This is a genomic window from Corynebacterium sp. MSK158 (assembly GCF_030229085.1).
GTDB lineage: Bacteria > Actinomycetota > Actinomycetes > Mycobacteriales > Mycobacteriaceae > Corynebacterium.
In genome coordinates, this window is record NZ_JASPHJ010000007.1 from 92108 (window position 1) to 115692 (window position 23585).

A 23585-nucleotide genomic window follows, 5' to 3' on the forward strand; every position below is an offset into this window, starting at 1 on the left:
GAGGTGACGGTGAAGTGAATTATGCGTAAATCTTTTCCGGGGTGAAGGTGGCGTGGGCTAAATCGCGTGCTGCGGTGGGGATCGACTACCCTAGGCTAACGTGAGCGAGCAGAAGAATAATGAAGTAAACGATGTCCCTGAGCAGCTGCGCATCCGCCGCGAGAAGCGCGATCGCCTGCTGGAATCCGGCGTAGAGGCCTACCCGGTCACCGTTGAGCGCACCATCTCTTTGAATGATTTGCGCCACGATTTTCGCGTAGTGGCCGAGGGCGAAGAGCCGGGCACGGAAGAAGGCGTGACCTACCTGGCCCCAGGCGAGGAAACCGAGGTAACCCACGCCATTGCCGGCCGCCTTATCTTTATGCGCAATACCGGCAAGTTGTGCTTTGCCACCCTGCAAGATGGCGACGGCACCCAGGTGCAGGCCATGCTTTCTTTGGCTGAGGTAGGCAAGGAGCGTCTCGACGCTTGGAAGTCCGATGTTGACTTGGGCGATTTCATCTCCGTGCGCGGCCGCGTAATTTCCTCCCGCCGCGGCGAGCTGTCCATCATGGTCTCCGAGTGGACCATGGCCGCTAAGTCCCTGCGCCCGCTGCCGGTGTCCTTCGCCGATATGGCAGAAGATACCCGTGTGCGCCAGCGCTATAACGACCTCATTATCCGCGAAGAGGCCCGCAAGAACGCCATGATCCGCGTGAAGGTCATGCGCGCGCTGCGCAACTACCTGGAAAGCCAGGACTTTGTTGAAATCGAGACCCCGATGCTGCAGACCCTGCACGGTGGCGCGGCCGCTCGCCCGTTTATCACCCACTCCAATGCGCTGGATATTGACCTCTATCTGCGCATTGCGCCGGAGCTGTACTTGAAGCGTGCCGTCGTCGGCGGCATTGACCGCGTCTTCGAAATCAACCGAAACTTCCGCAACGAGGGCGTGGACCGTTCTCACTCGCCGGAGTTCGCCATGCTCGAGACCTACGCTGCATGGGGCGACTACGACGATTGCGCCCGCATGACGCGCGAGTCCATCCAGGCCGTAGCGCGCGACGTCTTTGGCTCTACCACCGTCACCCTGGCGGATGGCACCGAGTTCGACTTCGGCGGCGAAGAGTGGCCCGAAATCGAGATGTACCCTTCCCTCAATGAGGCCCTGCAGCGCAAGTTCCCGGGCCAGCCGGAGGTCACCATCGATACCGACGTCGAGACGCTCAAGGGCATTGCAGACGTCATCGGCCTTGACGTCCCCAAGGATGGCGGCTGGGGACACGGCAAGCTAGTGGAGGAAATCTGGGAGGTCCTGTGCGAGGACCAGCTAGAAGGCCCCATATTTGTCAAGAACTTCCCGGTTGAGACCTCCCCACTGACCCGTCAGCACCGGTCCAAGCCGGGCGTGACCGAGAAGTGGGATCTCTACGTCCGCGGCTTTGAGCTGGCAACTGGCTACTCCGAGCTGGTGGACCCGGTTATTCAGCGCGAGCGCTTTGAGGACCAGGCCCGCCTGGCCGCCGGTGGCGATGACGAGGCCATGGTGCTGGACGAGGACTTCCTCGCTGCAATGGAGCAGGGCATGCCGCCTACGGCCGGCACCGGCATGGGCATGGACCGCCTGCTGATGGCCCTGACCGGCCTGGGCATCCGTGAAACCGTGCTCTTCCCACTGGTTAAACCAGAGCAGAAGTAGCCGCTCAGCGGCCAATCGCTAGCCGTCAGCCCATGAGGCTGGCGGCTTTTGCCGTGCCTGGGCTAGTGCGAAAGCGGCCCGGCGGATTTATCGCCGCGCAGGCGCTTAATTATGTTCTCGGCCGAAATCAGACACATCGGCACGCCCACGCCCGGCACGGTGGTGGCACCCGCGTAGTAGAGGCCGCCGACCTTGCGCGAGGCGTTGCGCCCGCGCAAGAACGCCGATTGCCGCAGCGTGTGCGCGGGCCCGATAGAACCGGCCGACCAGGCGTGGTAGCGCTCGGCAAAATCGGCCGGGCCCAGCGTGCGCTTGACGACGACCCTGTCTACCAAATCCGGCACCCCGGCCGTGGCTGCGATGTGGTCGAGGGCGGCGTCGGCAATCGCGGCAACGCGCTCGGATTCCTCTGCGTGGTAGGCATTGCCGAACCCGGGCGCCTCCGCGGCCGGCACTGGCACCAGAATGAAGAGGTTTTCGTAGCCCGCGGGCGCTACGTTCGGGTCGGTGGCCGAGGTCTTGGACACGTAGATGGACTGCGAGGCACCCAACGGCCGGGAAGGCTCCGGACCGGAATAGACGGCGCGGAAATCCGGATCCCAATCCTGGCTAAAAAGCAGCGTATGGTGCGCTAGTTCTGGCAGCTCGCCCTTTACCCCGGCCAAAATGAGCACGGTGCCCAGACCTGGATTGCGCCGGCCCCAGTAGCGCTCCGGGTAGGTGCGCAGCTGTGGTGGCAATAATTGGGTCTCGGTGTGGTGCACGTCCGCCGCCGAGACCACGATATCGGCATGGATGGCGCCCTTATTCGTGCGCACGCCCGTGACCTGACGGTTGGCGACCTTGATGGAGGTCACCTCCTCGCCCAAGCGGAAGGTGGCGCCGAATTTCTGTGCCTGCCGGTAGATGGCCTGGACCACGGCCGCGAACCCACCCTGCGGGTAGCGAACGCCCTCCACCAGGTCGGTGTGGCTCATCAGGGAATACAGTGCCGGTGCGGCCGCCGGTTCGGAGGACAAAAAGACCGCCGGGTAACTCAAGATTTGGCGCAGGCGGGCATCAGAAAACGTCCGGCCCACATGTTGCTTTAGGTTCGCCGTAAGCAACGCCACCAACTGGGAAAGCCGGCTGCGGATATCGCGGTGCACCAGGTTCAGCGGCGCGGAGAAGGTGGTGTAAAGGAAGTGCTTAAGCGCCATCTCGTAGGTATCGCTGGCCTGCGCCAAGTACTCGCGAACTTTTTCCCCCGCGCCGGGCTCGAGTGACTCGAAAAGCGCGGTGACTTCCTCGATGCCGGAGCGCACATCCACCGGCGCATCGCCATGAAAGACGCGGTAGGCGGGGGAGAGGTCGACCAAGTCCAGCTCCGCCTCGGTGGAGGTGCCGCACAGCGCAAAGAAGTGATCGAATGCCTCGGGCATGAGGTACCACGACGGGCCGGTATCCCAGCGGAAGCCAGCCTCCGCAAAGCTGCCGGCGCGCCCGCCTACCTCATCCAGCGAGTCCACAACGGTGACCTCGTAGCCCTCGCGGCCGAGCAAAGCGGCGGTGGCGAGTCCGGCGATGCCGGCTCCAATGACGACGGCGTGCATGACGTCTCCTTAATCTCCGGCTGGGTGTGGGGTATGGCTGCTGTGGCCGCGACGGCGCACCGCGCGGGCCGCGAGCCAAGCCTTGGTGTGGTTCGGCACGGATACCCGCGTAGTGGCAAGCGCCGTAGCCGGAGTGGCGGCAAGGCGATTGGTGAGCTCAGCAAAGATATCCGCCGCCGCGCTCACCCCCACCCGTGCAGAGGCCGGCAGCAAGTCGATGGTGAGCGCGGCGGTGGCGAGCTCCCGGCGGATCTCTGCGATGAGCGCGGACTTGGTGGCCTCATCTATGCGCCCGGATGGAGCCTGCTGAAAATAGGTGCGGCCCAAAGTGGAGCTATCCTCGCGCAGGTCACGAAGGAAATTAATCTTCTGAAAGGCTGACCCTAGCGCGCGGGCGCCGCGCTCCATGGCGGCGCGGTCGGCAGGGGAGACGTCCTCCTCGGCCAAGAAAATTTGCAGGCACAATAGCCCAATGGCTTCCGCTGAGCCGTAGATATAGTCCTGTAGCTCCGACGGGGAATATTCGCGATGGGTCAGGTCCGTGCGCATGGAGCTAAAGAAGGCCGCAAGATGTTCCTCGTGGAAGCCGCAGCGGCGAGCGGTAATGGCATAAGCGTGCACAACCGGGTCGGTGTGCAGTCGCTGCTGCGGCGCGGCCAAGATGGTCTGTTCGTAGGCATCCAGCGCGGCGGCGGGGTCGGTGTGGGCTTGGGCTGCGGCGCCGTCGACAAGCTCATCTGCAATGCGCACCACCGCGTACAGGTGACGGATATCGGCGCGCACTCGCCCGCGCAAAAGCCGCGTGGCCAGGGAGAAACTGGTGGAGTACTGCCCCATAACCTGCGCGGCCGCGCGGGAGGCCGCTTGGTCATAGCGAGTCAACATATCTGTCAACGTAGCATGCAGCCTGTTAGCGGTTCGTGGCGCGTGGCTGCCCCTCGGCAAAGCCGGCGGCGGATTGCACGCCTACGGTGGCGCGCTCGCGGAAGGCGGCCAAGGAATCGGCGCCGGCGTAGGTGCACGAGGAACGCACGCCAGAGACAATCCGGTCCACCAGGTGCTCCACGCCACCGTGCTCGGGGTCGAGGTAGATGCGAGAGGTAGAAATGCCCTCTTCGAACATCTCGCGGCGGGCGCGTTCAAAGGCCTCGGTATCGGAATTGCGGCCGCGCACCGCCCGGCGCGAAGCCATACCGAAGGACTCCTTATAGAAGGCACCGTCGGCATCCTTGTGCAGGTCACCTGGGGACTCGAAGGTGCCGGCGAACCAAGAGCCAATCATCACATTGGAGGCGCCCGCGGCAAGTGCGAGGGCGACATCGCGCGGGTCGCGTACACCGCCGTCGGCCCAAACATGGGCGCCAACCTCGCGGGCGGCCGCGGCGCACTCTAGGACGGCCGAGAACTGCGGGCGGCCCACGCCAGTCTGCATGCGGGTGGTGCACATCGCGCCCGGGCCCACACCGACCTTGATAATGTCCGCGCCTGCCGCGGCCAGCTCGCGTACACCCTCGCCTGTGACGATATTGCCGGCAGCAATGGGAAGTCCCAGATCCAGCGCCTTAACCTTGCGCAGCGCGGTGAGCATGCTTTCCTGGTGGCCGTGTGCAGTATCGATGACGAGGACGTCAGCACCGGCCTCCGCTAGAGCACGGGCGCGACCTTCCACGTCACCGTTGATGCCCACCGCAGCACCGATGTGTAAGCGGCCTTGCTTGTCGACGCCCGGCCTATACATCTTCGCCCTCACCGCACCCTTCCTAGTGAGGATTCCGGCCAAGGTGCCATCCGGGTTGACCACTGGCGCCAGCTTGCGGGAGGTTTTGCGCAGCTTGGTAAAGGCCTCCTGTGGGTCAATGCCCACCGGCAGCGTGACCAAGTCGGTGGTCATCAATTGGCCAACGGCGGTGAAGTTATCCTGTCCGCGCAGGTCCTTCGGCGTGATGATACCGATGGGCATGTCCCCCTCGACCACAATGGCGGCACCATGGGCGCGCTTGTGCAAAAGGTTGCTGGTATAGCCCACGGTGTGGTGCGGTTTGACGGTAATTGGGGTGTCATAGACCAAGTCCGCCGCCTTCACAGAGGCGATGGTTTCTGCGGCCGCGTCTAAGGAGAGATCCTGTGGCAGGATGGTCAGCCCGCCGCGCCGAGCGATGGTCTCGGCCATGCGGCGCCCGGCCACGGCGGTCATATTGGCCACGATGAGCGGGATGGTATTTCCGGTGCCGTCCTCAGTAGTGAGGTCTACCGACTGGCGCGAGCCCACCTCGGAGTGGCTCGGGACCATAAATACGTCGGAGTAGGTCAATTCGTACGGCGGATGGGAATCGTTGAGAAAACGCACTGGGGTGTACCTCGCTTTAGGCTCGGGTGGCGCGGTCTCACCGCGCGGATGAAGACACTAAAACTATACTCCTCGACTTTCCCCGCACCCGCGGCCTCAGTATCCTGTCTGGGTGTCTCAGAAACCAGATCCCCACATTTCCGCAGAGGTAAAAATCAACCTCACCATCCTCGTCCTTGGCGCGATGGTGATGATCCTGAACGAGACCGCCTTGTCGGTAGCACTGCCCACCATCATGGCGGACTTTGACATCCCCGCTACCTCCGCCCAGTGGCTGCTTACCGGTTTCCTCCTCACCATGGGCGTGGTCATCCCAACCACCGGCTTTCTTATGGATAAGTTCACCACCCGGCAGATCTTCTTGGCCTCGTCGGGCGTTTTTCTTGCCGGTACGGTGTTGGCGGCGCTCGCCCCGGCCTTCGGCGTGCTGCTGGTGGGCCGCGTATTCCAGGCGGCCGGCACCGCCTTGATGATCCCCACCCTGATGACAGTGGCGATGACCCTCGTCCCGCCGCAGCGCCGCGGCAGCGTCATGGGCATTATCTCCGTGGTCATTTCCGTGGCCCCAGCGCTCGGCCCCACCGTAGGTGGCTTCGTGTTGAGCATGTCTAGCTGGCACGTCATTTTCTGGACCATGGTGCCGCTGCTTGGCCTCATCTGCGCCGCCGGCTATTTCCGCCTGGTCAACGTGGGAGATAAGCGCGATACCCCGCTGGATTTCCCGTCCGTCGTCCTGTCCGTGATCGCCTTTGGCGGATTGGTCTACGCCGTATCGTCCCTGGAAAACATGCTGGAGGGCGATGGCCTCGTAGACATCGTCGTTCTCATCGTCGGCCTCGTGGCCTTGGCGCTTTTCACCCGCCGTCAGCTGCGCCTGGCCAAGGACAATCGCGCTCTTTTGGACATGCGCCCGTTTACGGTTCCCAACTTCACTGTGGCGGTACTAGGCATGCTGCTCATGTTTGGGCTATTGCTCGGCGTGGTCAATATCCTGCCCATCTACCTGCAGACCTCTCTGGCGGTAAGCTCGCTGGTCACCGGGCTCGTTGTCATGCCTGGCGGCTTGCTCCAAGGCGGCATCTCGCCGATGGTCGGCCGCCTCTATGACATCCACGGGCCCCGCCCACTCATGATCCCCGGCGCCCTGCTCCTAGCCGCGGGCACGTGGCTGATGACCCTGCTCAACGAGGACAGTGCGGTATGGATGGTCATTGGCATGCATATCCTTTTTGCCCTGGGCATTGCGCTCATGATGACGCCGCTGATGACGACGTCCCTGGCCTCCCTGCCAGACGAGCTCTACTCGCACGGCTCCGCCATCCTCAATACCCTGCAGCAGCTGGCGGGTGCGGCAGGCACTGCCTTCCTGATGACCTTCCTGACCCGTGGCACCAAGTCCGGTGCGGCCCAAGGCATGAACGAGGCAGCCGCGACGGCTCACGGCGCGCACTGGGCCTTCCTTTTTGCCGGCGTGCTTTCGCTGGTGGTCGTTGTGCTGGCCCCGTTCCTCAAGCGCGTGCCCTCCGGGGAATAGGCACGAGGACAAATTAAGAGGCGCACAGCGGTAGGTTCAGCCGCTCCTCTTCAGCCTTATCGCCCCACACCAGGAATGCGGACTGGGTGCCTTCCACGGCCATCACGTAGGTCGGAACATCCGCGGTGGTCTCAAAGCTTTGGATGGTGCATTGGTCATTGGAAAGCTCGACCGGTTCGGCGTCGGGAAGCATGGCATCGCGCTCCTCCACGCTGGGGTAGTAGGTCACGATGTAGTTGAACCCATCGCCCACGCAGGAAATCTTGGCCTCCTGGCCAGGCTCCGGCTCGCGCGAGGAGCACTTAGCCCCATCGAAGCCGTCCTGGCCGCTGCGGGAGCCCACCAAGTCCGGATACGCATCCGCGAGGTTTTGCTCCTTATCATTCCAGCTGGGGTAGTACAGGAAGAACCACAGCGCGGCCGCAGCAGCAATCGCGGCCACCGCCAGCACCGTGATGAGCGCAATGAGCCCGCCCTTGCCCTTCTTCTTCGGCGCGGATGCCAGCGGTTGCTGCGGCTGCGCCATGGGCTGGGCCATTGGTTGCGGCTGCGGCTGTTGCGGCGGAGCAAACTGCTGCTGAGGGCGTGGCTCCGGCTCCTGCACGCGGGGAATCTGCGCGGTATCAAACTCGCGCTGCGGGCGCAGGTGCTCCACCACATCCTTGGCGCTCTCTGCCGTGCCAGTGGGCTTATACTTCGGGCACTTGCGGGCCACAAGCTCTTCAAACGCCGCTACCGCATCGCCGGGCTCTTCGCCGGACGGACCGGCCGCAGCCAGCACCGAAACCTGGCGTTGCTTATCGACGCCCACCCGGGCCTCCCTTAGCCCATGCACCGCAAAGTCTGCCCGGCCGCGGGAAATTAGGAAGTCCACTGCACCCGCCAGTGGACCAAAGACGTCGGCGGCCTCTTCGCGGCTGAGATTATTGGGCAGCTCAGAAAGCTGGGTTCCGGAAGTCCCTTCGCGCACGATGAATTCCTGCCCGTCCGCGGTGGTGCCCGTGCCCACCAGCGGCGCGATGGCTGGGTGGCGCAACCCATGCAGTGCCGTGGACTTGTCCACCACTCCGGTAATTTCCGGCGCGAAGATTTCCACGCTCAGCTGCTGGTGCGTGCTTCCATCTTCGACCACAAAGAGGGTAGACGATGGCGCCTCATCCAACACGGCCAATTCGTGCAGGTTGTGCTGGGTGGCAAAGAACTCAGGAAGCTGGGGCACGGTCGCGACGTCCTTAAATAGTGGGGAGGGCAGGGAACAAAAACGATTCTAGATTACATGCCCATGCCCCTGTTCGCTACCGGCGTACACCCGTGTGAGCTGCGAATATGGTGGATTCTGGCGGTGTTGCGGGCATCTGGGAACAAAACCGGAAATTATCGGCGGACTGCCGCGTTAGAGTGGGTATCACATTAGAAGCGAAAGTATAGGGGAATCATGTTCGAGAGGTTTACCGATCGTGCTCGCCGCGTCATCGTTTTGGCGCAGGAAGAAGCACGCATGCTTAACCACAATTACATCGGCACCGAGCACATCCTGCTCGGCCTTATCCATGAGGGCGAAGGCGTAGCCGCCAAGGCGCTGGAATCCATGGGTATCTCCCTGGAGGATGTCCGCCGCGAGGTCGAGGAAATCATCGGCCAGGGCAGCCAGCCACATACCGGCCACATCCCCTTTACCCCACGCGCCAAGAAGGTCTTGGAGCTTTCCCTGCGCGAAGGCCTGCAGATGGGACACAAGTACATCGGTACTGAGTTCTTGCTATTGGGCCTCATCCGCGAGGGCGACGGCGTCGCCGCCCAGGTGCTGACCAAGCTCGGCGCCGACCTGCCGCGCGTGCGCCAGCAGGTTATCCAGCTGCTGTCCGGTTATGAGGGCGGCCAGCAGGAGGGTGGTTCCTCCAACGGCCAGGGCTCCGGTCCGGTCGGCGCGGGTGCTGGTGCAGGTGCCGGCGCGGGCGGCCGTGGTGGCTCCGGCGGTTCCGGCGAGCGTTCCAATTCCCTGGTGCTCGACCAGTTCGGCCGCAACCTCACCCAGGCCGCGAAGGACGGCAGGCTCGATCCGGTCGTTGGCCGTGAGTCCGAGGTAGAGCGCATCATGCAGGTGCTGTCTCGCCGTACGAAGAATAACCCGGTGCTCATCGGTGAGCCGGGCGTTGGTAAGACCGCCGTCGTCGAGGGCTTGGCGCTCGACATCGTCAACGGCAAGGTTCCGGAGACCCTCAAGGATAAGCAGCTTTACTCGCTCGACTTGGGCTCCCTGGTTGCCGGCTCCCGTTACCGCGGTGACTTTGAGGAACGCCTGAAGAAGGTGCTCAAGGAGATTAACCAGCGCGGCGACATCATCTTGTTCATCGATGAGATCCACACCCTGGTTGGTGCTGGTGCTGCTGAAGGCGCCATCGATGCAGCCTCGCTGCTCAAGCCGAAGCTAGCTCGTGGCGAGCTGCAGACCATCGGTGCTACGACCCTTGAGGAATACCGCAAGCACATCGAAAAGGATGCCGCCTTGGAGCGCCGCTTCCAGCCGGTCAAGGTGGAGGAGCCTTCCCTGGATGACACCTTCTTGATCCTGAAGGGCCTGCGCGATAAGTACGAGGCGCACCACCGCGTGTCCTACACCGATGAGGCGCTGCATGCTGCAGCTTCCCTCTCGGATCGCTACATCAATGACCGTTTCTTGCCGGATAAGGCCGTTGACCTCCTCGATGAGGCTGGCGCCCGCATGCGTATCAAGCGCATGACCGCGCCGAAGGGCCTGCGCGAGGTCGATGACCGCATCGCTGAGGTCCGCAAGGAAAAGGAAGCGGCCATTGACGCCCAGGACTTTGAGAAGGCAGCCGGCCTGCGCGATAAGGAGCGCAAGCTGGGCGAGGAGCGCGCGGAGAAGGAAAAGCAGTGGCGCTCTGGCGACCTTGAGGAAATCGCCGAGGTAGGCGAGGACCAGATCGCCGAGGTTCTGGCGCACTGGACCGGCATCCCTGTACTGAAGCTGACGGAGAAGGAATCCAACCGCCTGCTCAACATGGAAGAGGAGCTGCACAAGCGCATTATTGGCCAGGACGAGGCGGTCAAGTCCGTCTCCCGCGCCATCCGCCGCACCCGTGCAGGCCTCAAGGATCCGCGCCGCCCGTCCGGTTCCTTCATCTTCGCCGGCCCGTCCGGTGTGGGTAAGACCGAGCTGTCGAAGTCCCTGGCTAACTTCCTTTTCGGTTCGGATGATGACCTCATCCAGATCGACATGGGTGAGTTCCACGATCGCTTCACCGCTTCCCGCCTCTTCGGTGCCCCTCCGGGATACGTTGGCTACGAGGAGGGTGGCCAGCTGACCGAGAAGGTTCGCCGCAAGCCGTTCTCCGTTGTGCTTTTCGATGAGATCGAGAAGGCCCACAAGGAGATTTACAACACCCTCCTGCAGGTGCTGGAAGATGGCCGCCTTACTGACGGCCAGGGTCGCGTCGTCGACTTCAAGAACACTGTTCTCATCTTCACCTCGAACCTGGGCACCCAGGACATCTCGAAGCCGGTGGGCTTGGGCTTTACTGGTTCCTCCGAAAACGATGCGGATGCCCAGTACGACCGGATGAAGCAGAAGGTCAACGACGAGCTGAAGAAGCACTTCCGCCCAGAGTTCTTGAACCGTATCGATGACATCGTCGTCTTCCACCAGCTCACCCAGGAGCAGATTGTGGAGATGGTCGAGCTGCTCATCGGCCGCGTGGCCAAGCAACTGGATGAGCGCGATATGGGCATCGAGCTCACGCAGAAGGCCAAGGACCTGCTGGCTAAGCGCGGCTTCGACCCGGTATTGGGTGCTCGTCCGCTGCGCCGCACCATCCAGCGCGAGATCGAGGATCAGCTCTCTGAGAAGATCCTCTTCGGCGAAATCGGCGCCGGCGAGATCATCACCGTCGACGTCGAAGGTTGGGACGGCGAGTCCAAGGACAACACGGGTGCGAAGTTCACCTTCAGCCCGCGCCCGAAGCCTCTGCCGGAGGATACCGAGGAGCCGCAGCTTGACGACGCCGAGGTGCGCGAGAACGATGCCGATTCCACCGATGCCGGCGAGCCCGACACCATCACTCCGGACGTTCTGGGCGATGGCGGCTCCACCGCCGCCGGAACCGACCTAGAGTCCGGCTCTGGTTCCGACTCCGATGACGACGGCCACAACCCGCCGCCAGCAGGCGCCGGCCAGCCGATGTAACTCTGGGCAACGATTAAAGCCACCCAGCACTTCGCTTCCTGCGAGGCTGGGTGGCTTTTTGTGTGCAGTTCCGCGGGCTCGGACCCCATTTAGCCAGCACAATTAGATGGCGCCGGTTTTCCGTTGAAGCGGTCAAAGAGGTACTTCAAGCCCACCGGGATATTGACGTAGAGCGGCAGCGCGTGGTCGGCGCCAGCGCCCGGGATGGTCGCGGTGCCGGGCGCGGCCATGAAGTCTACGGTTCCGCCCATCTGGCAGTAGGCTCCTGCGGCGGCGCGGACCTGCTCGTGCGGGATGAGGTCATCGTGCGGCGAGCTGGCGATCATTGCCGGGCCCTTGAGCGGGTGCTTGCCCTGATTCTGCCGTAGCAAGGTTTCCTTGATGGCGGGCTTGCGTTCTACGAGCTCGGATAGCGATTCTCCGGTGCGGGTGAGTTGGCGGGTGTTGGTAAAGCCCCACATGAGGATGGAATCGCCGGTACAGGTGGTAGCCGCGGAGCGCAGAAAGTCGATGCCGCGGGGATTTAATTCTTCAAGGACCGCATCGCGGAATTTGGGGTCACGCTCAGCAAAGCCATTGATGGCGTAGCCCAGCACGTGGACGATGGAAGAGCCGTCGATGGCCTTCATGACCTTGGGTAGGTCAGCCGGCGGGGCACCGGAGTAGGTTCCGGCCACGTTCAATTCGGGGACATAAGAGTCGGCGAATTCCGCAGCGGCCAGTGAAGCGCCGCCGCCTTGCGAGTAGCCCGCAAACCCAATAGGGGAGTCCTGCGGAGCGTGCGCCAGTTCCAGGCCGGAGCGGGCGGCATCAAGCATGGCGTGTGCTTCTTCAATGTGATTAACGTAGGTGTGGTGCCCTGGCATACCGAGTCCGATAAGGTCCGCGACGATGACGCGAGCGCCATGCTGGAGTGCGCCCATATAGAAGCCGTATTCGTAGTTCGCATTGATGGTAGGGGAGCCGACCTTGCTTAGTTCCACGGAGCCTAGGCCCATGCCGGCGCGCGATGGTGCACACTGGTCTCCTGTGCCGCGAGTGCCGGGCGCAAAGATGATGGTGGGCCGCTCGCCCTTGCCGCGCCACGGCGCATTTGGCTCGTACAAGGTGGCTGAGGCCTGAATTGGCTTGCCGCCATCCGTGGTGGTGTCGTAGGTGAACGCCTGGCCGCGGCCGATGCCATCGAGTACGTGCGGCGAAGGCCGAGTCGAGGTTACCGCCGCATTTGCGGCCGGCGGCAGCAGGAGGGAGCCGAGGATTAGTGAACAAACTGTGAGGAGTCTCATACAAATCTTTTCCATGCCCAAAACCTACTGCGCAGTAGGAACGGTGGAAGTGGAATTGCTAAAATAAATGCTCATGGGACTTCAGTATCGTTCAAGAAAGAAGACCGGCAAGAATAGCTGGATCAACGTCTCCGGATCCGGCGCGTCGATGTCTACCAAGGTAGGACCGGTCACCTTCAATTCCCGCGGCGGCATGTGGGTGAACCTGCCGGGCGGATTCAATTTCCGCGGCCGCTGGCGTTAACCAGATTACACCCTCCGGATCGCGACCTGCGATTATAGCCGGCCATTATTAACCTCCTAAATAGGGAGGTGGAACAGGCCGGCGTCGTTTTGCTCGGCGAGGCCGTCGGCAAGCAGCGAAGCCAACGCCCGGGAGCGCTGGGCCGCATCGGGCCAGACCACGTCAATCTCGGACTGCGGCACCGGCCGCTCCGCCGCGCGCAGCACGTCCAAAATCTTGCCGCGCACCTGTCGGTCCGTGCCGACGAATTTTTGCACGCGCTTTTTCGCCTGTGCCTGCTCTTCCGCACTCGGCTGCGGCCGGCCCGCCAACTGCCATGCACAGCTCGCGCGCAGCGGGCATTGCTCGCAGAAAGGATTCTTCGCCGTGCACACCAGCGCTCCCAATTCCATGAGCGCGGCCGAAAAACGCGGCCCATTCTCGGCCGGCAACAGCTCCGCCACGGCCGCCAACTCCCGCTTCGACGGCTGCGGCGCCAAGAACCTACCGTCCTCCGCGCGCGCATATACCCGGCGCACATTGGTATCGACCACCGGCACATTTACCCCATAGTGGAAGCAGGCCACGGCGCGCGCGGTGTAGTCACCGATGCCCGGCAGGCGCAGCAGCTTATCGACGTCCGCCGGTACCTCGCCCTCGCCAATGGCCGCCGCGCACTCCCACAGGCGCAGCGCGCGCCGCGGATAGCCCAGCTTGCCCCAGGCGCGCAGTACCTCCGCCCGGGTGGCCTGAGCAAAGTCCGCCGGGGTGGGCCAGCGCCGCATCCATTCCTCCCACACCGGAGCCACGCGCGCGACCGGCGTCTGCTGGCTCATGACCTCGCTGAGCAGCACACCCCACGCGCTCGTGCCAGGCCGGCGCCACGGCAGGTCGCGTTCATTGGCATTGAACCAGGAAAGAAGAGCTTGCGAATCCATCGTGGGAGATAGTCTAGGGCATTAGAATGTGGCCTATGCCTTTACGTAATGTTGCCCACGAACCGCAGGCCGTATGGGAGGCCCTCCAAGCGGGAAATCAACGCGTGCTGGACGGCGAGACCGTCGACGTGCGCGAGATTTATAACCGCGAGGGCCTAACTCACGGCCAGGATCCCCGCGTGGTGGTCATTTCCTGTTCCGATTCCCGCGCCCCCATCGAGCACGTTTTCAACATCGGCTTCGGCGATGCCTTTGTCATCCGCACCGCGGGCCACATTCTTGACGACGCCGTCCTGGCCTCCCTCGACTACGCCCTCGCCGCCCTCAAACCCAACCTGCTGGTGGTCCTCGGCCATCAATCTTGCGGCGCGGTGGGCGCGGCTACCGGTTTCGTGGCCGGCGGCGAGCTACCCACCGGCCTGCAGCGACCCATTATCGAGAAGGTCGCCGCCTCCGCGCTGGTGGCGGGACCGAATGCCACGACTGACGACGTCGAGCGGGAACACACCCGCCAGACCGTCGCCCAGCTGGTTGCCAGCGTGCCCAACGTGCGTCGCCTATTAGACGAGCGCGTTTTGGGCGTTATCGGCGCGCGCTACCTGCTGGAAGACTCCAGCGTGGAAACCCTGCAGACCTTCGGGGTGGAATAACCCAACCTGACACGCGGCGCGGGCTTAGCGCACCGGCCCGCACCCACCGCTTAAAATTGACAGCGTGACGCAGAAAAAGCCCCTACCTGAAGAGATCTACAAGCGCCGCCGCGTGGCGGCGCTCATCATCGTGCTCGTGCTGGCCGTGGTGCTGATCTGGGCGGCCGTGGCCGCCTTCGGGGGTAGCAGCGATGAGCCGGCCGATACCGCCGCCCCCGCACCCACGCCGGAGCAGACCTCGTCTTCTGCTGCCCCGGAGACCTCCGAGGCCGCCCCGGAGACCTCCGAGGCCGCCTCGGAGACGGCTGCGGAGGCTTCGGCCGAGGGGGCGTCGGAAAGCAAGGCGGCCGAAAGCGAGCCGTCGAGCGCTGCGCCTGCAAGCTCCGAAGCAGCAAAGAAGACCTGCGATCTCGCGGACCTCGACGTGCGCACCTCCATGCTGAATTACTCCGTTCCGGAAGGCGAGCTGCCGAAGTTCTTCATGACGGTCACCAACCCCACGGCCGCGGACTGCAAAATCGACCTGGACAAGAACCTGCTGCGCTTCGAGGTCTACAAGATGGCCGATAACCAGCGCGTGTGGTCCGATACGGATTGCTACGCCTCCGTGCAGACCGGCTCGCAAACCTTCCCGGCCGGCAAGGACGTGAAATTCGAGGCCGAATGGTCCCGCCAGGCCTCCAAGCCGGGCGAGTGCACCGATCGCCCCGCGGCCGAACCTGGGGCCTACTTCGCCCACACCGTCATCGGCGATAACTCCTCCCCGCCGCAGGACTTCACGCTGCGCTAGGCGCTATTCCGACACCGCGGCGATGGCCTGCCCCAGCGTCCCAGCCTGGTGCACGCGCATGCCCTCTACCGGCTCGATATCCCCGCGTGGGACAATCGCGTGCTTGTAGCCCAACCGCGCGGCCTCCATCAAGCGCCGCTCCACATTGGGCACCGGCCGCAACTCGCCGGCCAGGCCCACCTCGCCGATGACCACGGTCTTGGCCGGCAGCGGCTGCTCGTGTAGCGAGGACCACGTTGCCAGCGCCACCGCCAGATCCGTGGCGGTTTCCGTAATTCGCATGCCACCCACCGTGGCGACATAAGCATCCTTATCGTTGGTGCGTTGGCCGGCGCGCGCCTGTAGCACCGCAAGCACCATCGGTACGCGGTTGGAGTCCAGCCCGGTCACCACGCGCCGCGGGTTCTTTGCTACCGGGTCCACCGTCAGCGCCTGCACTTCCGCGAGGATCGGCCGCACGCCGTCCATCGCGACCGTCACGGCCGATCCATCCGGCGTCGTGCCGCGGTGCGAGAGAAACAGCCCTGAGGGGTCCGCGACTTCCCGAATGCCGCCGGCCGTCTGCTCAAAACACCCCACCTCGTCGGTGGCGCCAAAGCGATTCTTGATGCCGCGCAGCATACGCAGGCTGGATTGGCGGTCGCCCTCGAAGTTTAAGACGACGTCGACAAGATGTTCCAACACGCGCGGGCCGGCCACGTTGCCGTCCTTGGTCACGTGGCCCACCAGCAGCACCGGAATGCCGGTGGACTTCGCCAGCGAAGTCAGCGCGGCCGTCACCGCGCGCGATTGCGCCACGCCGCCCGATACGCCCTCCACGCCCACGGCGTGCATGGTCTGCACCGAATCGACGATGATGAGGCTCGGCTTGAGCTTATCCACGTGCCCAAAGACCGCATCCAAGTTGGACTCGGCCGCCAAGTACAGCGATTCCTGCAGCGCCCCGGTGCGTTCGGCGCGGGAGCGGACCTGGCCGGCGGATTCCTCGGCCGTCGCATAGAGCACGGTGCGGCCGAGCTGGGCCCACCGCGAGGCTACTTCCAGCAGCAGCGTGGATTTGCCCACGCCGGGCTCGCCGGCCATGAGCACCACTGAGCCGGGCACAATGCCGGTTCCTAGCACGCGGTCGAGCTCGCCGATGCCGGTGCGCACCGTCTTAGTCGCCTGCGCCCCAATCTTGGTAATCGGCTGTGCCGGGCTCGACGGCGCTACGCCCTTGCTTGCCGACGTCCCCGCTGTCCCAGGCCCTGCCACCACCGGCGCCCGTTCCTCCAACGTGCCCCAGGACCCGCAGTCTGGGCAGCGCCCGAGCCACTTCGGCGAGACGTAGCCGCATTCGGAACATGTGTGGATAGGGCGAGATTTCTTGGCCATGGCTTCTAGCCTAAAACACATAAACGCCCCCGGCCCGAAACGGGCTGGAGGCGAGACTTTTGGGCGGTGGGGCTTAGTTCTTTGGAGCCTCGGAGGAGTAGCCCTCGGACGACTCGACGTCGCGGTCGAACTCGCCGGACTGCATCTGGGTGGCGGCGATAGTGGCATCCACGTCGATGGAACCGTTGGAGAACTCGAAGGTGACTGGGCGGTCGCCGGCGTAGCCGAAGTCATCGTTCTTCAGCCTGGTGGCGATGTACTGGACGGTCTCGGAATCCTGCTGGGTGGTGGCGTCCAGGTTCTTTTGGGAATCCGCGATGATGGACTGGTCGCGGTGCAGTGGCTGAGCCTTGTCCATCTCGACGCGCTGGCCGTCGACCTTGACGGACTCCAGGGAGATGACATCGGTGTCGTAGCCCTGGTTTACGGCGGTGAACTTCAGGGCAGCGGAGCCGTCCGGTTCTACCAGGATGGTGACATCGCGAACCGCAACCTTGTTGTCTTCCGTGCTTGCAGAAGCGCCATCGACCGCAGCCACCTTGTCAGCGGTCTGGGTGACGTGACCCGCCGAGCAAGAAGCCAGCGCCAGAGCGGAGACGGCGGTAACGGAAATAATGGCACCGCGGCGGGCGGCGGACTTCAGGGACTGCACGTTGAGCATCCTCCATCAATTGCGATCACAGGGCTTATCAACGCTTTAGCCTAGTCCCTTTCGCATTAAAGTACACAGTTTGTCCCAAACCGGGCGGGTAGACCGTGGGGGTATACGGGGGTATCCGCAGGCGGGGCGGCCGTGCGTGATAAAATAGCGGCCTTAGTCAACCGGGATAAATCGGGAACACAAGGAGTGGCAATGGAGTATAAGGTCGGCGAGGTCGTCGTCTACCCGCACCACGGTGCGGCCGTCATCGAGGATATCGAGACCCGCGAGATGGGCGGCGAGACGCTGGAATACCTGGTGCTGCACATCAACCAGTCCGACCTAGTCGTCCGCGTGCCCATCAAGAATGCCGATAACGTCGGCGTGCGCGACGTTGTGGGCAAGGAAGGTCTGGAAAAGGTCTTTTCCGTGCTGCGTGACGAGGACGTTGAAGAGGCCGGCAACTGGTCCCGCCGTTATAAGGCTAACCAGGAGCGCTTGGCCTCCGGCGATATCAATAAGGTTGCCGAGGTCGTTCGCGACCTATGGCGTCGCGACCAGGACCGTGGCCTTTCGGCCGGCGAGAAGCGCATGCTGGGCAAGGCCCGCACCATCCTGGTGGGCGAGCTCGCGCTGGCCAAGCCGGTTGATGAGAAGAAGGCCGACACCATGATGGAAGAGATCGATGCCACCATCGAGCGCCACCGCGCGGCCGGATTGGTAGACGATAAGTCCATCACCACCGATATCGACAACGACATCGATCTCGATGACCTCTCCTTCGACGACGAAGACTAAACCGCGCGTCATCGCGCTCATCGCGGCCGCCGGCCAGGGCACCCGTCTCGGGGCGGAGGTGCCGAAGGCGTATGTCGAGCTGCGCGGACGCACCCTCCTGGAGCGCTCCGTGCGCGCGCTGCTGGCCTCCGGCGTGGTCGATGAGGTCATTGTTCTGGTCAGCCCAGACATGGAGCCTGAGGCCGCCCGCATCATCGGCCGCATCGGCACCGCAGGCGCTCAAGACACCAGCAACGCCACGCCCATCCGCCTCGTGCACGGCGGCAGCGAGCGTGCCGATTCCGTGTGGGCCGGCCTGCAAGCAATTCCCGACGATGACGCCGTGGTGCTCATTCACGATGCAGCCCGGGCGCTGACTCCGGCGGCGATGGTGCGGGGCGTCGCCAAGCGTGTGCTCGAAGGCGCCCCCGCGGCCGTGCCGGTTGTTCCCGTGGCCGATACCATCAAGGAAGTCGCGGCCGACGCCGTGGTGAGCACGCCCGACCGCTCCCGCCTGCGCGCCGTGCAAACCCCGCAGGCATTTCGCCTTTCTGCGCTGCGCCAAGCCAACCTGGATTATTGGGCCCAGCGGCCGGAGTTTACCGCCACGGATGACGCCAGCCTCATGGAATGGCACGGCGAGCGCGTGGCAACCGTGCCGGGCGATACCCTGGCGTTCAAAATCACCACGCCTATCGATCTCACCCTGGCCCACGCCCTGACTGAGGAGACCCATGACTAACCCGATTATCCCGCGCGTTGGCATCGCCACCGACGCCCACCAGATCGAGGCCGGCAAGGACTGCTGGATCGCCGGCCTGCTCTTCGAGGGCGTGGATGGCTGCGAGGGCCACTCCGACGGGGACGTGGTAGCGCACGCGCTTGTCGACGCCCTCTTATCCGCCTCCCACCTCGGCGACCTCGGCTCCTTCGTGGGCGTCGGCAGGCCCGAATACGACGGCGTATCCGGGGCGAAACTGCTGCGCGAATGCCGCGAACTGCTCGAATCCGAAGGTTTTATCATCGGCAACGCCGCGGCCCAGCTCATCGGCCAGACCCCCAAGATGGGCCCGCGCCGCGAAGAGGCCGAAGCGGTACTGAGCGAAATACTTGGTGCCCCCGTGTCCGTCTCTGCCACGACGACGGACCACTTAGGCTTCACCGGCCGGAAGGAGGGCCGCGCGGCGGTTGCCACGGCCGTCGTCTGGCGCGCCTAGCCCACCACACTAACCCCGCGCACGCGTCAATTAGACTGGGTGGCGTGAGTACTTTGCGCATTTATGACACAGCCACCCGCAGCCAACGCGATTTCGAGCCGATTCGCCCCGGCCACGCCTCGATTTATCTGTGCGGCGCCACCCCGCAGGCCCAGCCGCACATCGGGCATCTGCGCTCCGGCGTCGCCTTCGACATCCTGCGCCGCTGGCTGCTCGCCCAAGGCTATGACGTAGCCCTGGTGCGCAACGTCACCGATATTGATGACAAGATCCTCACCAAGGCGGCCGAGAATAATCGCCCCTGGTGGGAGTGGGTGTCCACCTATGAGCGCGAGTTCACTAAGGCCTATAACACCTTGGGCGTCATCCCGCCTTCGGTAGAGCCGCGCGCGACCGGCTTTGTCACCCAGATGGTCGACTATATGCAGCGGCTTATCGACGCCGGCTTTGCCTACCCCGCCGACGGCTCCGTCTACTTCGACGTCGCCGCCTGGACCAAGGCCGAAGGCTCCGATTATGGTTCGCTGTCCGGCAACAAGGTAGAGGAAATGGAGCAGGGCGAAGGCGAGGATTCCGCCAAGCGCGGCGCACAGGACTTTGCCCTGTGGAAGGCCGCGAAGCCGGGCGAGCCCAGCTGGCCTACCCCGTGGGGCGATGGCCGCCCTGGCTGGCACCTGGAGTGCTCGGCCATGTCCACCTATTACCTGGGCTCTAATTTCGATATCCACTGCGGCGGTCTAGACCTGCAGTTCCCGCACCACGAGAACGAAATCGCGCAGTCGCACGCGGCCGGCGATAAGTTCGCCAACTACTGGATGCACAACCACTGGGTGACGATGTCGGGCGAGAAAATGTCGAAGTCGTTGGGCAACGTGCTGTCCATCCCGAATATGCTGGAGCTGGTGCGCCCGGTGGAGCTGCGCTACTACCTGGGCTCGGCACACTACCGCTCCGTGCTGGAGTATTCCGAGGCCGCGCTGACCGAGGCCGCCGCCGGCTACCGCCGCATCGAGGACTTCCTCGGCCACTTCGACGATCTGGAGCTTGGCGAGTGGACGCAGGGCTTTGAAGACGCGATGAATGATGACATCGCGGTGCCCAAGGCTTTGGCGGAAATCCACACCACCGTCCGCGCCGGCAATAAGGCGCTCGCGGCCGGCGATGAGGCCGAGGCGCGCACGCTGGCCAGCCAGGTCCGCGCGATGGCGCACGTACTTGGCTTTGACCCGCTGGAGTGGGAAGATGGAGCGCAAGCTAGCGGGGCGGATGCCGCGCTGGATGCGCTGGTACAAGCTGAGCTGGAGCGGCGCACCCAGGCGCGCGCGGACAAGGACTTCGCTACTGCCGACGCCGTCCGAGACCGCCTCGCGGCCGCCGGCATCACCATCACCGATACCCCAGACGGCCCGACTTGGTCGCTGGCGCAGCGTTAAGCACTCCGAAAGGACATAAATTATGGCACGTACCCACGGCCGCGGTGGCGCGGGAATCCGCAAGACCAATAAGAAGGGCGCAACCAAGGGCTCCGGCGGCCAGCGCCGCAAGGGCCTAGCCGGCAAGGGCCCGACGCCCAAGGCGGAGGACCGCATCTACCACGCCAAGCACAAGGCCAAGCTGGAGCGCGAGCGCCGCAACTCCGGCCGCCACCAGAAAGAGACCGCAGAGATGGTCGTGGGCCGCAACCCGGTCATCGAGTGCCTGCACGCCAAGGTGCCGGCCACCACGCTCTACATCGTGGCCGGTACCCGCAACGACAAGCGACTGTCCGAGGCCGTGGCCATGTGCAATACCCGCAATATCCCCATCATCGAGGTGCAACGCCACGAGATGGACCGCATGACCGGTAACGGCATGCACCAAGGTATCGGGCTGCAGATTCCGCCGTATAAGTACGCCGACGTCGACGAGCTCATCGCCCGTGCAGCAGAGAACGCACGCCCAGGCATGTTCGTCATCCTGGATAACATCACCGACCCGCGCAACCTCGGCGCGGTCATCCGCTCCGTGGCGGCCTTCGGCGGCGACGGCGTCATCATCCCTGAGCGCCGTTCTGCGTCCGTAACCGCCGTGGCGTGGCGTACCTCGGCCGGCACGGCGGCGCGCCTGCCGGTTGCCCGCGCGACGAATATCACCCGCACCGTGCAGCAATTCCAAAAGAGCGGTTACCAGGTCGTCGGCCTGGACGCCGGCGGCGAGCACACGCTGGATACCTATAACGGGGCGACGGATCCCGTGGTCATCGTCATCGGCTCCGAGGGCAAGGGTATCTCCCGCCTCGTGCGCGAGAACTGCGACGTCATCATGTCCATTCCGATGACGGACTGGGTCGAGTCCCTCAATGCTTCCGTCGCGGCCGGCTCCGTGCTTTCCGAATTCGCACGTCAGCGCCGCGCGGCCAAGTAACCTCCAGCGAGGTTTTTAGCCGCTTTCCGCCCAGGGTGGAAGCCACTTAATGGTTCCATTCACCCTGGCCAGGCGGCCGCGCAGCGGCGGGGCGTTGGGGTCATCGTCGTTGACGCCGTTGTGATACGGGCAGGCGATGGTGAGATTCTCGGGGTTCGTTTCACCGCCGTGGCGCCACGCGGTGAGGTGGTGGACTTGGCATTCATCGGCGGGGTAATTGCACTGCGGCCACGGGCAGGTGGGATTTTCCGCGGCGGCCATGGTGCGTTGCTTCGGTGAGGCGAGCCGCTCTGTGCGATAGAGGTTTACCGGGCCTTTAACGGGGTGGATAAGGGTGACATAGCCGTGCGCGGTAAATGCGCGGCGCACTAGATCCGCGCCGGTCATCCGGGCACCATTGGTCAGTTGCAGGGTGATGTCATCGCCTGCGGTGTCGACGACGCGGTCGAGTTCGTCCAGGCGCAGCACCACATTGGTGGTCACGGCCGGGCGGGAAGCGGCGGCGGTGCCTTGAAAAATCTTGCGCACCGAATCGAGCGGGGCGTCCTTATCAAGCGCGGCGTGCATATCCGCGATGTCAGCAGACTTGCCGGTAATGGTCATGGTCCACGGCCCATCGGCGCGGCGGTAGAGCTTGACTCCAGGCTTGCGCTGCGGCGGACCTTTAATCTCGCGCACGCGCTTGCGCCCCTGCTTATCGACGTCCGACACGTCCCCCTTCATCCCACATAGCTCCCGCCGCAGCGCCCAAGCCTGGCGCTTATTCTTCAGCTTGGTGGCGTGGCGCTCGATAGCCAGCAGCGCGGTGAGGCTGTGTTCGTTGGTGCGCGCCGCTGCGATGGATTCGCGCTGGAGCCGGCGAAAGGCGGTGGGGCCGAAGTAGGTATCGGCGAGGGTGAGAAGGCGGGCGGCGGTGGTGTCGGGACAGCCGGCGTCGATAAGCGCGCGCTTAGTAAGGCCATGGCAGTCGGCGACGATGTCCATGCCGGCGGCCAAGCCTGTCAAGAATGTTTGTAGCGCGTTCACGGCTCCACACGTTAAGTGCGGGTGCACGCCGGCGCGCGGTGCGCTGGGTGCGGGTGTGGATAACTAGGCCTCGGCGTCGTCGAGGCCGAAGAACTCGCGGGCCTTATCCACAGCGCGGAAGGAATCCGTATTTGGGCCTATGCGTGGGTCGGTTTTCATGCTAGAGGGAATCACGTGGCCGAGGCCCTCCATGGTCCACAGCTCGACGGGGAAATCGCCGTCGTATGCGGTGGCGGTGACATCCGCGGTGGGGTGGTAGTCGCGGGGTGGCTGACAGCCATTGGCCAGCGCGAAGTGCTCGGCGGTGGCCGGCGCGGAAAGCACACGGCCGCGGGTGCGCTCGGCATCCAGCCCGGCGACCCCGCCCTCATAAGGCGCGTACGGGTCGGCGGTGCCGTGGAAAAACAGCAGTGGCGTGGGCCTGTAGCCTGCCGGGTTGCTGGGCGCGTGGTTGTCGCCCTCGCCCAGGGTGGAGGCGAAAATGCAGGCGCGGGTGAGGCTAAAGGGGGCGTCGAAAAGCAGGCGGAGCACCATCTGCCCGCCGTTGGAGTAGCCGCAGGCAAAGGTGCGGTCGGTGCCGAATTCGCGCCGCATCTCTTCGACGAGGAAGGCAGTAAAGGCAACGTCGTCCACGTTCTCCGCGCGGGCGGTAACCGGCAGGATGCTGCGGCAATCGTTGAAATGGCGGTCGATGCCGTCGGGGTAGACGAGGACGGTGTTGGTGGCGTCGGCAAGCTCGTCGAAGGTGCCGTTGGTAAAGCGGCGCATCACGCTGCCGGACTGCAGCGAGCCGTGGAAGAAGAGCAAGAGGTCCGGGCGCGGGCCGGGGTTATCCGGCGCGATGACGAGGAAGCGGCGGGTGCGGCCATCCACATCCGCGGTGCGGCGGTGTACGTGCATAGCCGC

21 protein-coding genes are annotated in these 23585 nt (G+C 64.1%); 11 read left to right on the forward strand and 10 right to left on the reverse strand.

The annotated features are described in order from the left end of the window. Window positions 1–100: 100 nt before the first annotated feature. The gene (gene lysS / locus QP915_RS07180) at window positions 101–1678 is read left to right on the forward strand and encodes a lysine--tRNA ligase (protein WP_284768842.1); all 1578 of its coding nucleotides are present in this window, start codon (window positions 101–103) and stop codon (window positions 1676–1678) included. Between the two features lie 62 nt (window positions 1679–1740). On the opposite strand, the gene crtI is transcribed toward lysS, so the two are convergent. The 3 genes from crtI to QP915_RS07195 are packed head-to-tail and all read right to left on the reverse strand — an operon-like array spanning window position 1741 to window position 5617. Beyond that, window positions 1741–3270 (reverse strand): phytoene desaturase family protein, encoded by a 1530-nt coding sequence (crtI, locus tag QP915_RS07185; RefSeq protein ID WP_284768843.1) that lies wholly within the window; start codon window positions 3268–3270, stop codon window positions 1741–1743. A 9-nt stretch (window positions 3271–3279) separates the two neighbouring features. After that, window positions 3280–4155 (reverse strand): phytoene/squalene synthase family protein, encoded by an 876-nt coding sequence (locus tag QP915_RS07190; protein WP_284768844.1) that lies wholly within the window; start codon window positions 4153–4155, stop codon window positions 3280–3282. A gap of 25 nt (window positions 4156–4180) precedes the next feature. Then, the gene (locus tag QP915_RS07195) at window positions 4181–5617 is read right to left on the reverse strand and encodes a GuaB1 family IMP dehydrogenase-related protein (protein ID WP_284768845.1); all 1437 of its coding nucleotides are present in this window, start codon (window positions 5615–5617) and stop codon (window positions 4181–4183) included. Between the two features lie 112 nt (window positions 5618–5729). On the opposite strand from QP915_RS07195, the gene QP915_RS07200 reads away from it, so the two are divergent. Further along, window positions 5730–7151, forward strand: coding sequence for an MDR family MFS transporter (locus QP915_RS07200; RefSeq protein WP_284768846.1), 1422 nt, complete (start codon window positions 5730–5732; stop codon window positions 7149–7151). Between the two features lie 13 nt (window positions 7152–7164). Here QP915_RS07200 and QP915_RS07205 read toward each other — a convergent pair whose 3' ends face one another. After that, window positions 7165–8370: a serine/threonine protein kinase gene (locus QP915_RS07205; protein WP_284768847.1), complete on the reverse strand. Its 1206-nt coding sequence runs from the start codon at window positions 8368–8370 to the stop codon at window positions 7165–7167. Window positions 8371–8586: 216 nt separating this feature from the next. Between QP915_RS07205 and QP915_RS07210 the strand changes: the two genes are divergently transcribed. Beyond that, on the forward strand, window positions 8587–11355 hold the full coding sequence (locus QP915_RS07210; RefSeq protein ID WP_284768848.1) for an ATP-dependent Clp protease ATP-binding subunit: 2769 nt from the start codon (window positions 8587–8589) through the stop codon (window positions 11353–11355). A gap of 89 nt (window positions 11356–11444) precedes the next feature. Here the strand turns inward: QP915_RS07210 and QP915_RS07215 are convergent, their stop codons facing one another. Beyond that, the gene (locus tag QP915_RS07215) at window positions 11445–12656 is read right to left on the reverse strand and encodes a lipase family protein (protein WP_284768849.1); all 1212 of its coding nucleotides are present in this window, start codon (window positions 12654–12656) and stop codon (window positions 11445–11447) included. 58 nt (window positions 12657–12714) lie between these two features. Here QP915_RS07215 and QP915_RS07220 point away from each other — a divergent pair, with 58 nt between their 5' ends. Beyond that, window positions 12715–12885, forward strand: coding sequence for a DUF4236 domain-containing protein (locus QP915_RS07220; RefSeq protein ID WP_080970400.1), 171 nt, complete (start codon window positions 12715–12717; stop codon window positions 12883–12885). A gap of 56 nt (window positions 12886–12941) precedes the next feature. Here the strand turns inward: QP915_RS07220 and QP915_RS07225 are convergent, their stop codons facing one another. Continuing rightward, window positions 12942–13802, reverse strand: coding sequence for an HhH-GPD family protein (locus QP915_RS07225; RefSeq protein ID WP_284768850.1), 861 nt, complete (start codon window positions 13800–13802; stop codon window positions 12942–12944). A gap of 35 nt (window positions 13803–13837) precedes the next feature. Between QP915_RS07225 and QP915_RS07230 the strand changes: the two genes are divergently transcribed. Beyond that, window positions 13838–14452 carry a carbonic anhydrase gene (locus tag QP915_RS07230; RefSeq protein WP_284768851.1) on the forward strand — a complete coding sequence of 205 codons (615 nt, stop codon included), beginning with the start codon at window positions 13838–13840 and terminating at the stop codon, window positions 14450–14452. 64 nt (window positions 14453–14516) lie between these two features. Further along, window positions 14517–15242 (forward strand): flagellar basal body-associated FliL family protein, encoded by a 726-nt coding sequence (locus QP915_RS07235; RefSeq protein ID WP_284768852.1) that lies wholly within the window; start codon window positions 14517–14519, stop codon window positions 15240–15242. 3 nt (window positions 15243–15245) lie between these two features. Here QP915_RS07235 and radA read toward each other — a convergent pair whose 3' ends face one another. Next, complete coding sequence (radA, locus tag QP915_RS07240) at window positions 15246–16616, reverse strand: DNA repair protein RadA (RefSeq protein ID WP_284768853.1); 1371 nt, start codon at window positions 16614–16616, stop codon at window positions 15246–15248. A gap of 73 nt (window positions 16617–16689) precedes the next feature. Continuing rightward, complete coding sequence (locus tag QP915_RS07245; protein WP_284768854.1) at window positions 16690–17277, reverse strand: hypothetical protein; 588 nt, start codon at window positions 17275–17277, stop codon at window positions 16690–16692. A 192-nt stretch (window positions 17278–17469) separates the two neighbouring features. Here QP915_RS07245 and QP915_RS07250 point away from each other — a divergent pair, with 192 nt between their 5' ends. The 5 genes from QP915_RS07250 to rlmB are packed head-to-tail and all read left to right on the forward strand — an operon-like array spanning window position 17470 to window position 21653. Next, the gene (locus QP915_RS07250) at window positions 17470–18054 is read left to right on the forward strand and encodes a CarD family transcriptional regulator (RefSeq protein WP_005325718.1); all 585 of its coding nucleotides are present in this window, start codon (window positions 17470–17472) and stop codon (window positions 18052–18054) included. Beyond that, a complete protein-coding gene (gene ispD, locus QP915_RS07255) occupies window positions 18026–18775 on the forward strand; it encodes a 2-C-methyl-D-erythritol 4-phosphate cytidylyltransferase (protein WP_284768855.1) in 750 nt (249 codons plus the stop codon). The genes QP915_RS07250 and ispD overlap by 29 nt, the downstream gene beginning before the upstream one ends. Continuing rightward, window positions 18768–19250: a 2-C-methyl-D-erythritol 2,4-cyclodiphosphate synthase gene (gene ispF / locus QP915_RS07260; protein ID WP_086588190.1), complete on the forward strand. Its 483-nt coding sequence runs from the start codon at window positions 18768–18770 to the stop codon at window positions 19248–19250. The genes ispD and ispF overlap by 8 nt, the downstream gene beginning before the upstream one ends. Before the next feature lie 44 nt (window positions 19251–19294). Then, on the forward strand, window positions 19295–20683 hold the full coding sequence (gene cysS / locus QP915_RS07265) for a cysteine--tRNA ligase (RefSeq protein ID WP_284766998.1): 1389 nt from the start codon (window positions 19295–19297) through the stop codon (window positions 20681–20683). Between the two features lie 22 nt (window positions 20684–20705). Then, window positions 20706–21653: a 23S rRNA (guanosine(2251)-2'-O)-methyltransferase RlmB gene (rlmB, locus tag QP915_RS07270; protein WP_284768856.1), complete on the forward strand. Its 948-nt coding sequence runs from the start codon at window positions 20706–20708 to the stop codon at window positions 21651–21653. A gap of 15 nt (window positions 21654–21668) precedes the next feature. Here rlmB and QP915_RS07275 read toward each other — a convergent pair whose 3' ends face one another. After that, on the reverse strand, window positions 21669–22679 hold the full coding sequence (locus QP915_RS07275; RefSeq protein ID WP_284768857.1) for an HNH endonuclease signature motif containing protein: 1011 nt from the start codon (window positions 22677–22679) through the stop codon (window positions 21669–21671). Between the two features lie 63 nt (window positions 22680–22742). Next, the gene (locus tag QP915_RS07280) at window positions 22743–23579 is read right to left on the reverse strand and encodes a CE1 family esterase (protein ID WP_284768858.1); all 837 of its coding nucleotides are present in this window, start codon (window positions 23577–23579) and stop codon (window positions 22743–22745) included. Window positions 23580–23585: the final 6 nt, after the last annotated feature.

Bases quoted from the DNA above. Each gene is read 5' to 3' on its own strand.
- crtI (WP_284768843.1), bottom strand. From the start codon at position 3,270: ATGCACGCCGTCGTCATTGGAGCCGGCATCGCCGGACTCGCCACCGCC.
- QP915_RS07190 (WP_284768844.1), bottom strand. From the start codon at position 4,155: ATGTTGACTCGCTATGACCAAGCGGCCTCCCGCGCGGCCGCGCAGGTT.
- QP915_RS07210 (WP_284768848.1), top strand. From the start codon at position 8,587: ATGTTCGAGAGGTTTACCGATCGTGCTCGCCGCGTCATCGTTTTGGCG.
- QP915_RS07215 (WP_284768849.1), bottom strand. From the start codon at position 12,656: ATGGAAAAGATTTGTATGAGACTCCTCACAGTTTGTTCACTAATCCTC.
- QP915_RS07220 (WP_080970400.1), top strand. From the start codon at position 12,715: ATGGGACTTCAGTATCGTTCAAGAAAGAAGACCGGCAAGAATAGCTGG.
- QP915_RS07225 (WP_284768850.1), bottom strand. From the start codon at position 13,802: ATGGATTCGCAAGCTCTTCTTTCCTGGTTCAATGCCAATGAACGCGAC.
- QP915_RS07230 (WP_284768851.1), top strand. From the start codon at position 13,838: ATGCCTTTACGTAATGTTGCCCACGAACCGCAGGCCGTATGGGAGGCC.
- radA (WP_284768853.1), bottom strand. From the start codon at position 16,616: ATGGCCAAGAAATCTCGCCCTATCCACACATGTTCCGAATGCGGCTAC.
- QP915_RS07245 (WP_284768854.1), bottom strand. From the start codon at position 17,277: ATGCTCAACGTGCAGTCCCTGAAGTCCGCCGCCCGCCGCGGTGCCATT.
- QP915_RS07250 (WP_005325718.1), top strand. From the start codon at position 17,470: ATGGAGTATAAGGTCGGCGAGGTCGTCGTCTACCCGCACCACGGTGCG.
- ispD (WP_284768855.1), top strand. From the start codon at position 18,026: ATGACCTCTCCTTCGACGACGAAGACTAAACCGCGCGTCATCGCGCTC.
- ispF (WP_086588190.1), top strand. From the start codon at position 18,768: ATGACTAACCCGATTATCCCGCGCGTTGGCATCGCCACCGACGCCCAC.
- rlmB (WP_284768856.1), top strand. From the start codon at position 20,706: ATGGCACGTACCCACGGCCGCGGTGGCGCGGGAATCCGCAAGACCAAT.
- QP915_RS07280 (WP_284768858.1), bottom strand. From the start codon at position 23,579: ATGCACGTACACCGCCGCACCGCGGATGTGGATGGCCGCACCCGCCGC.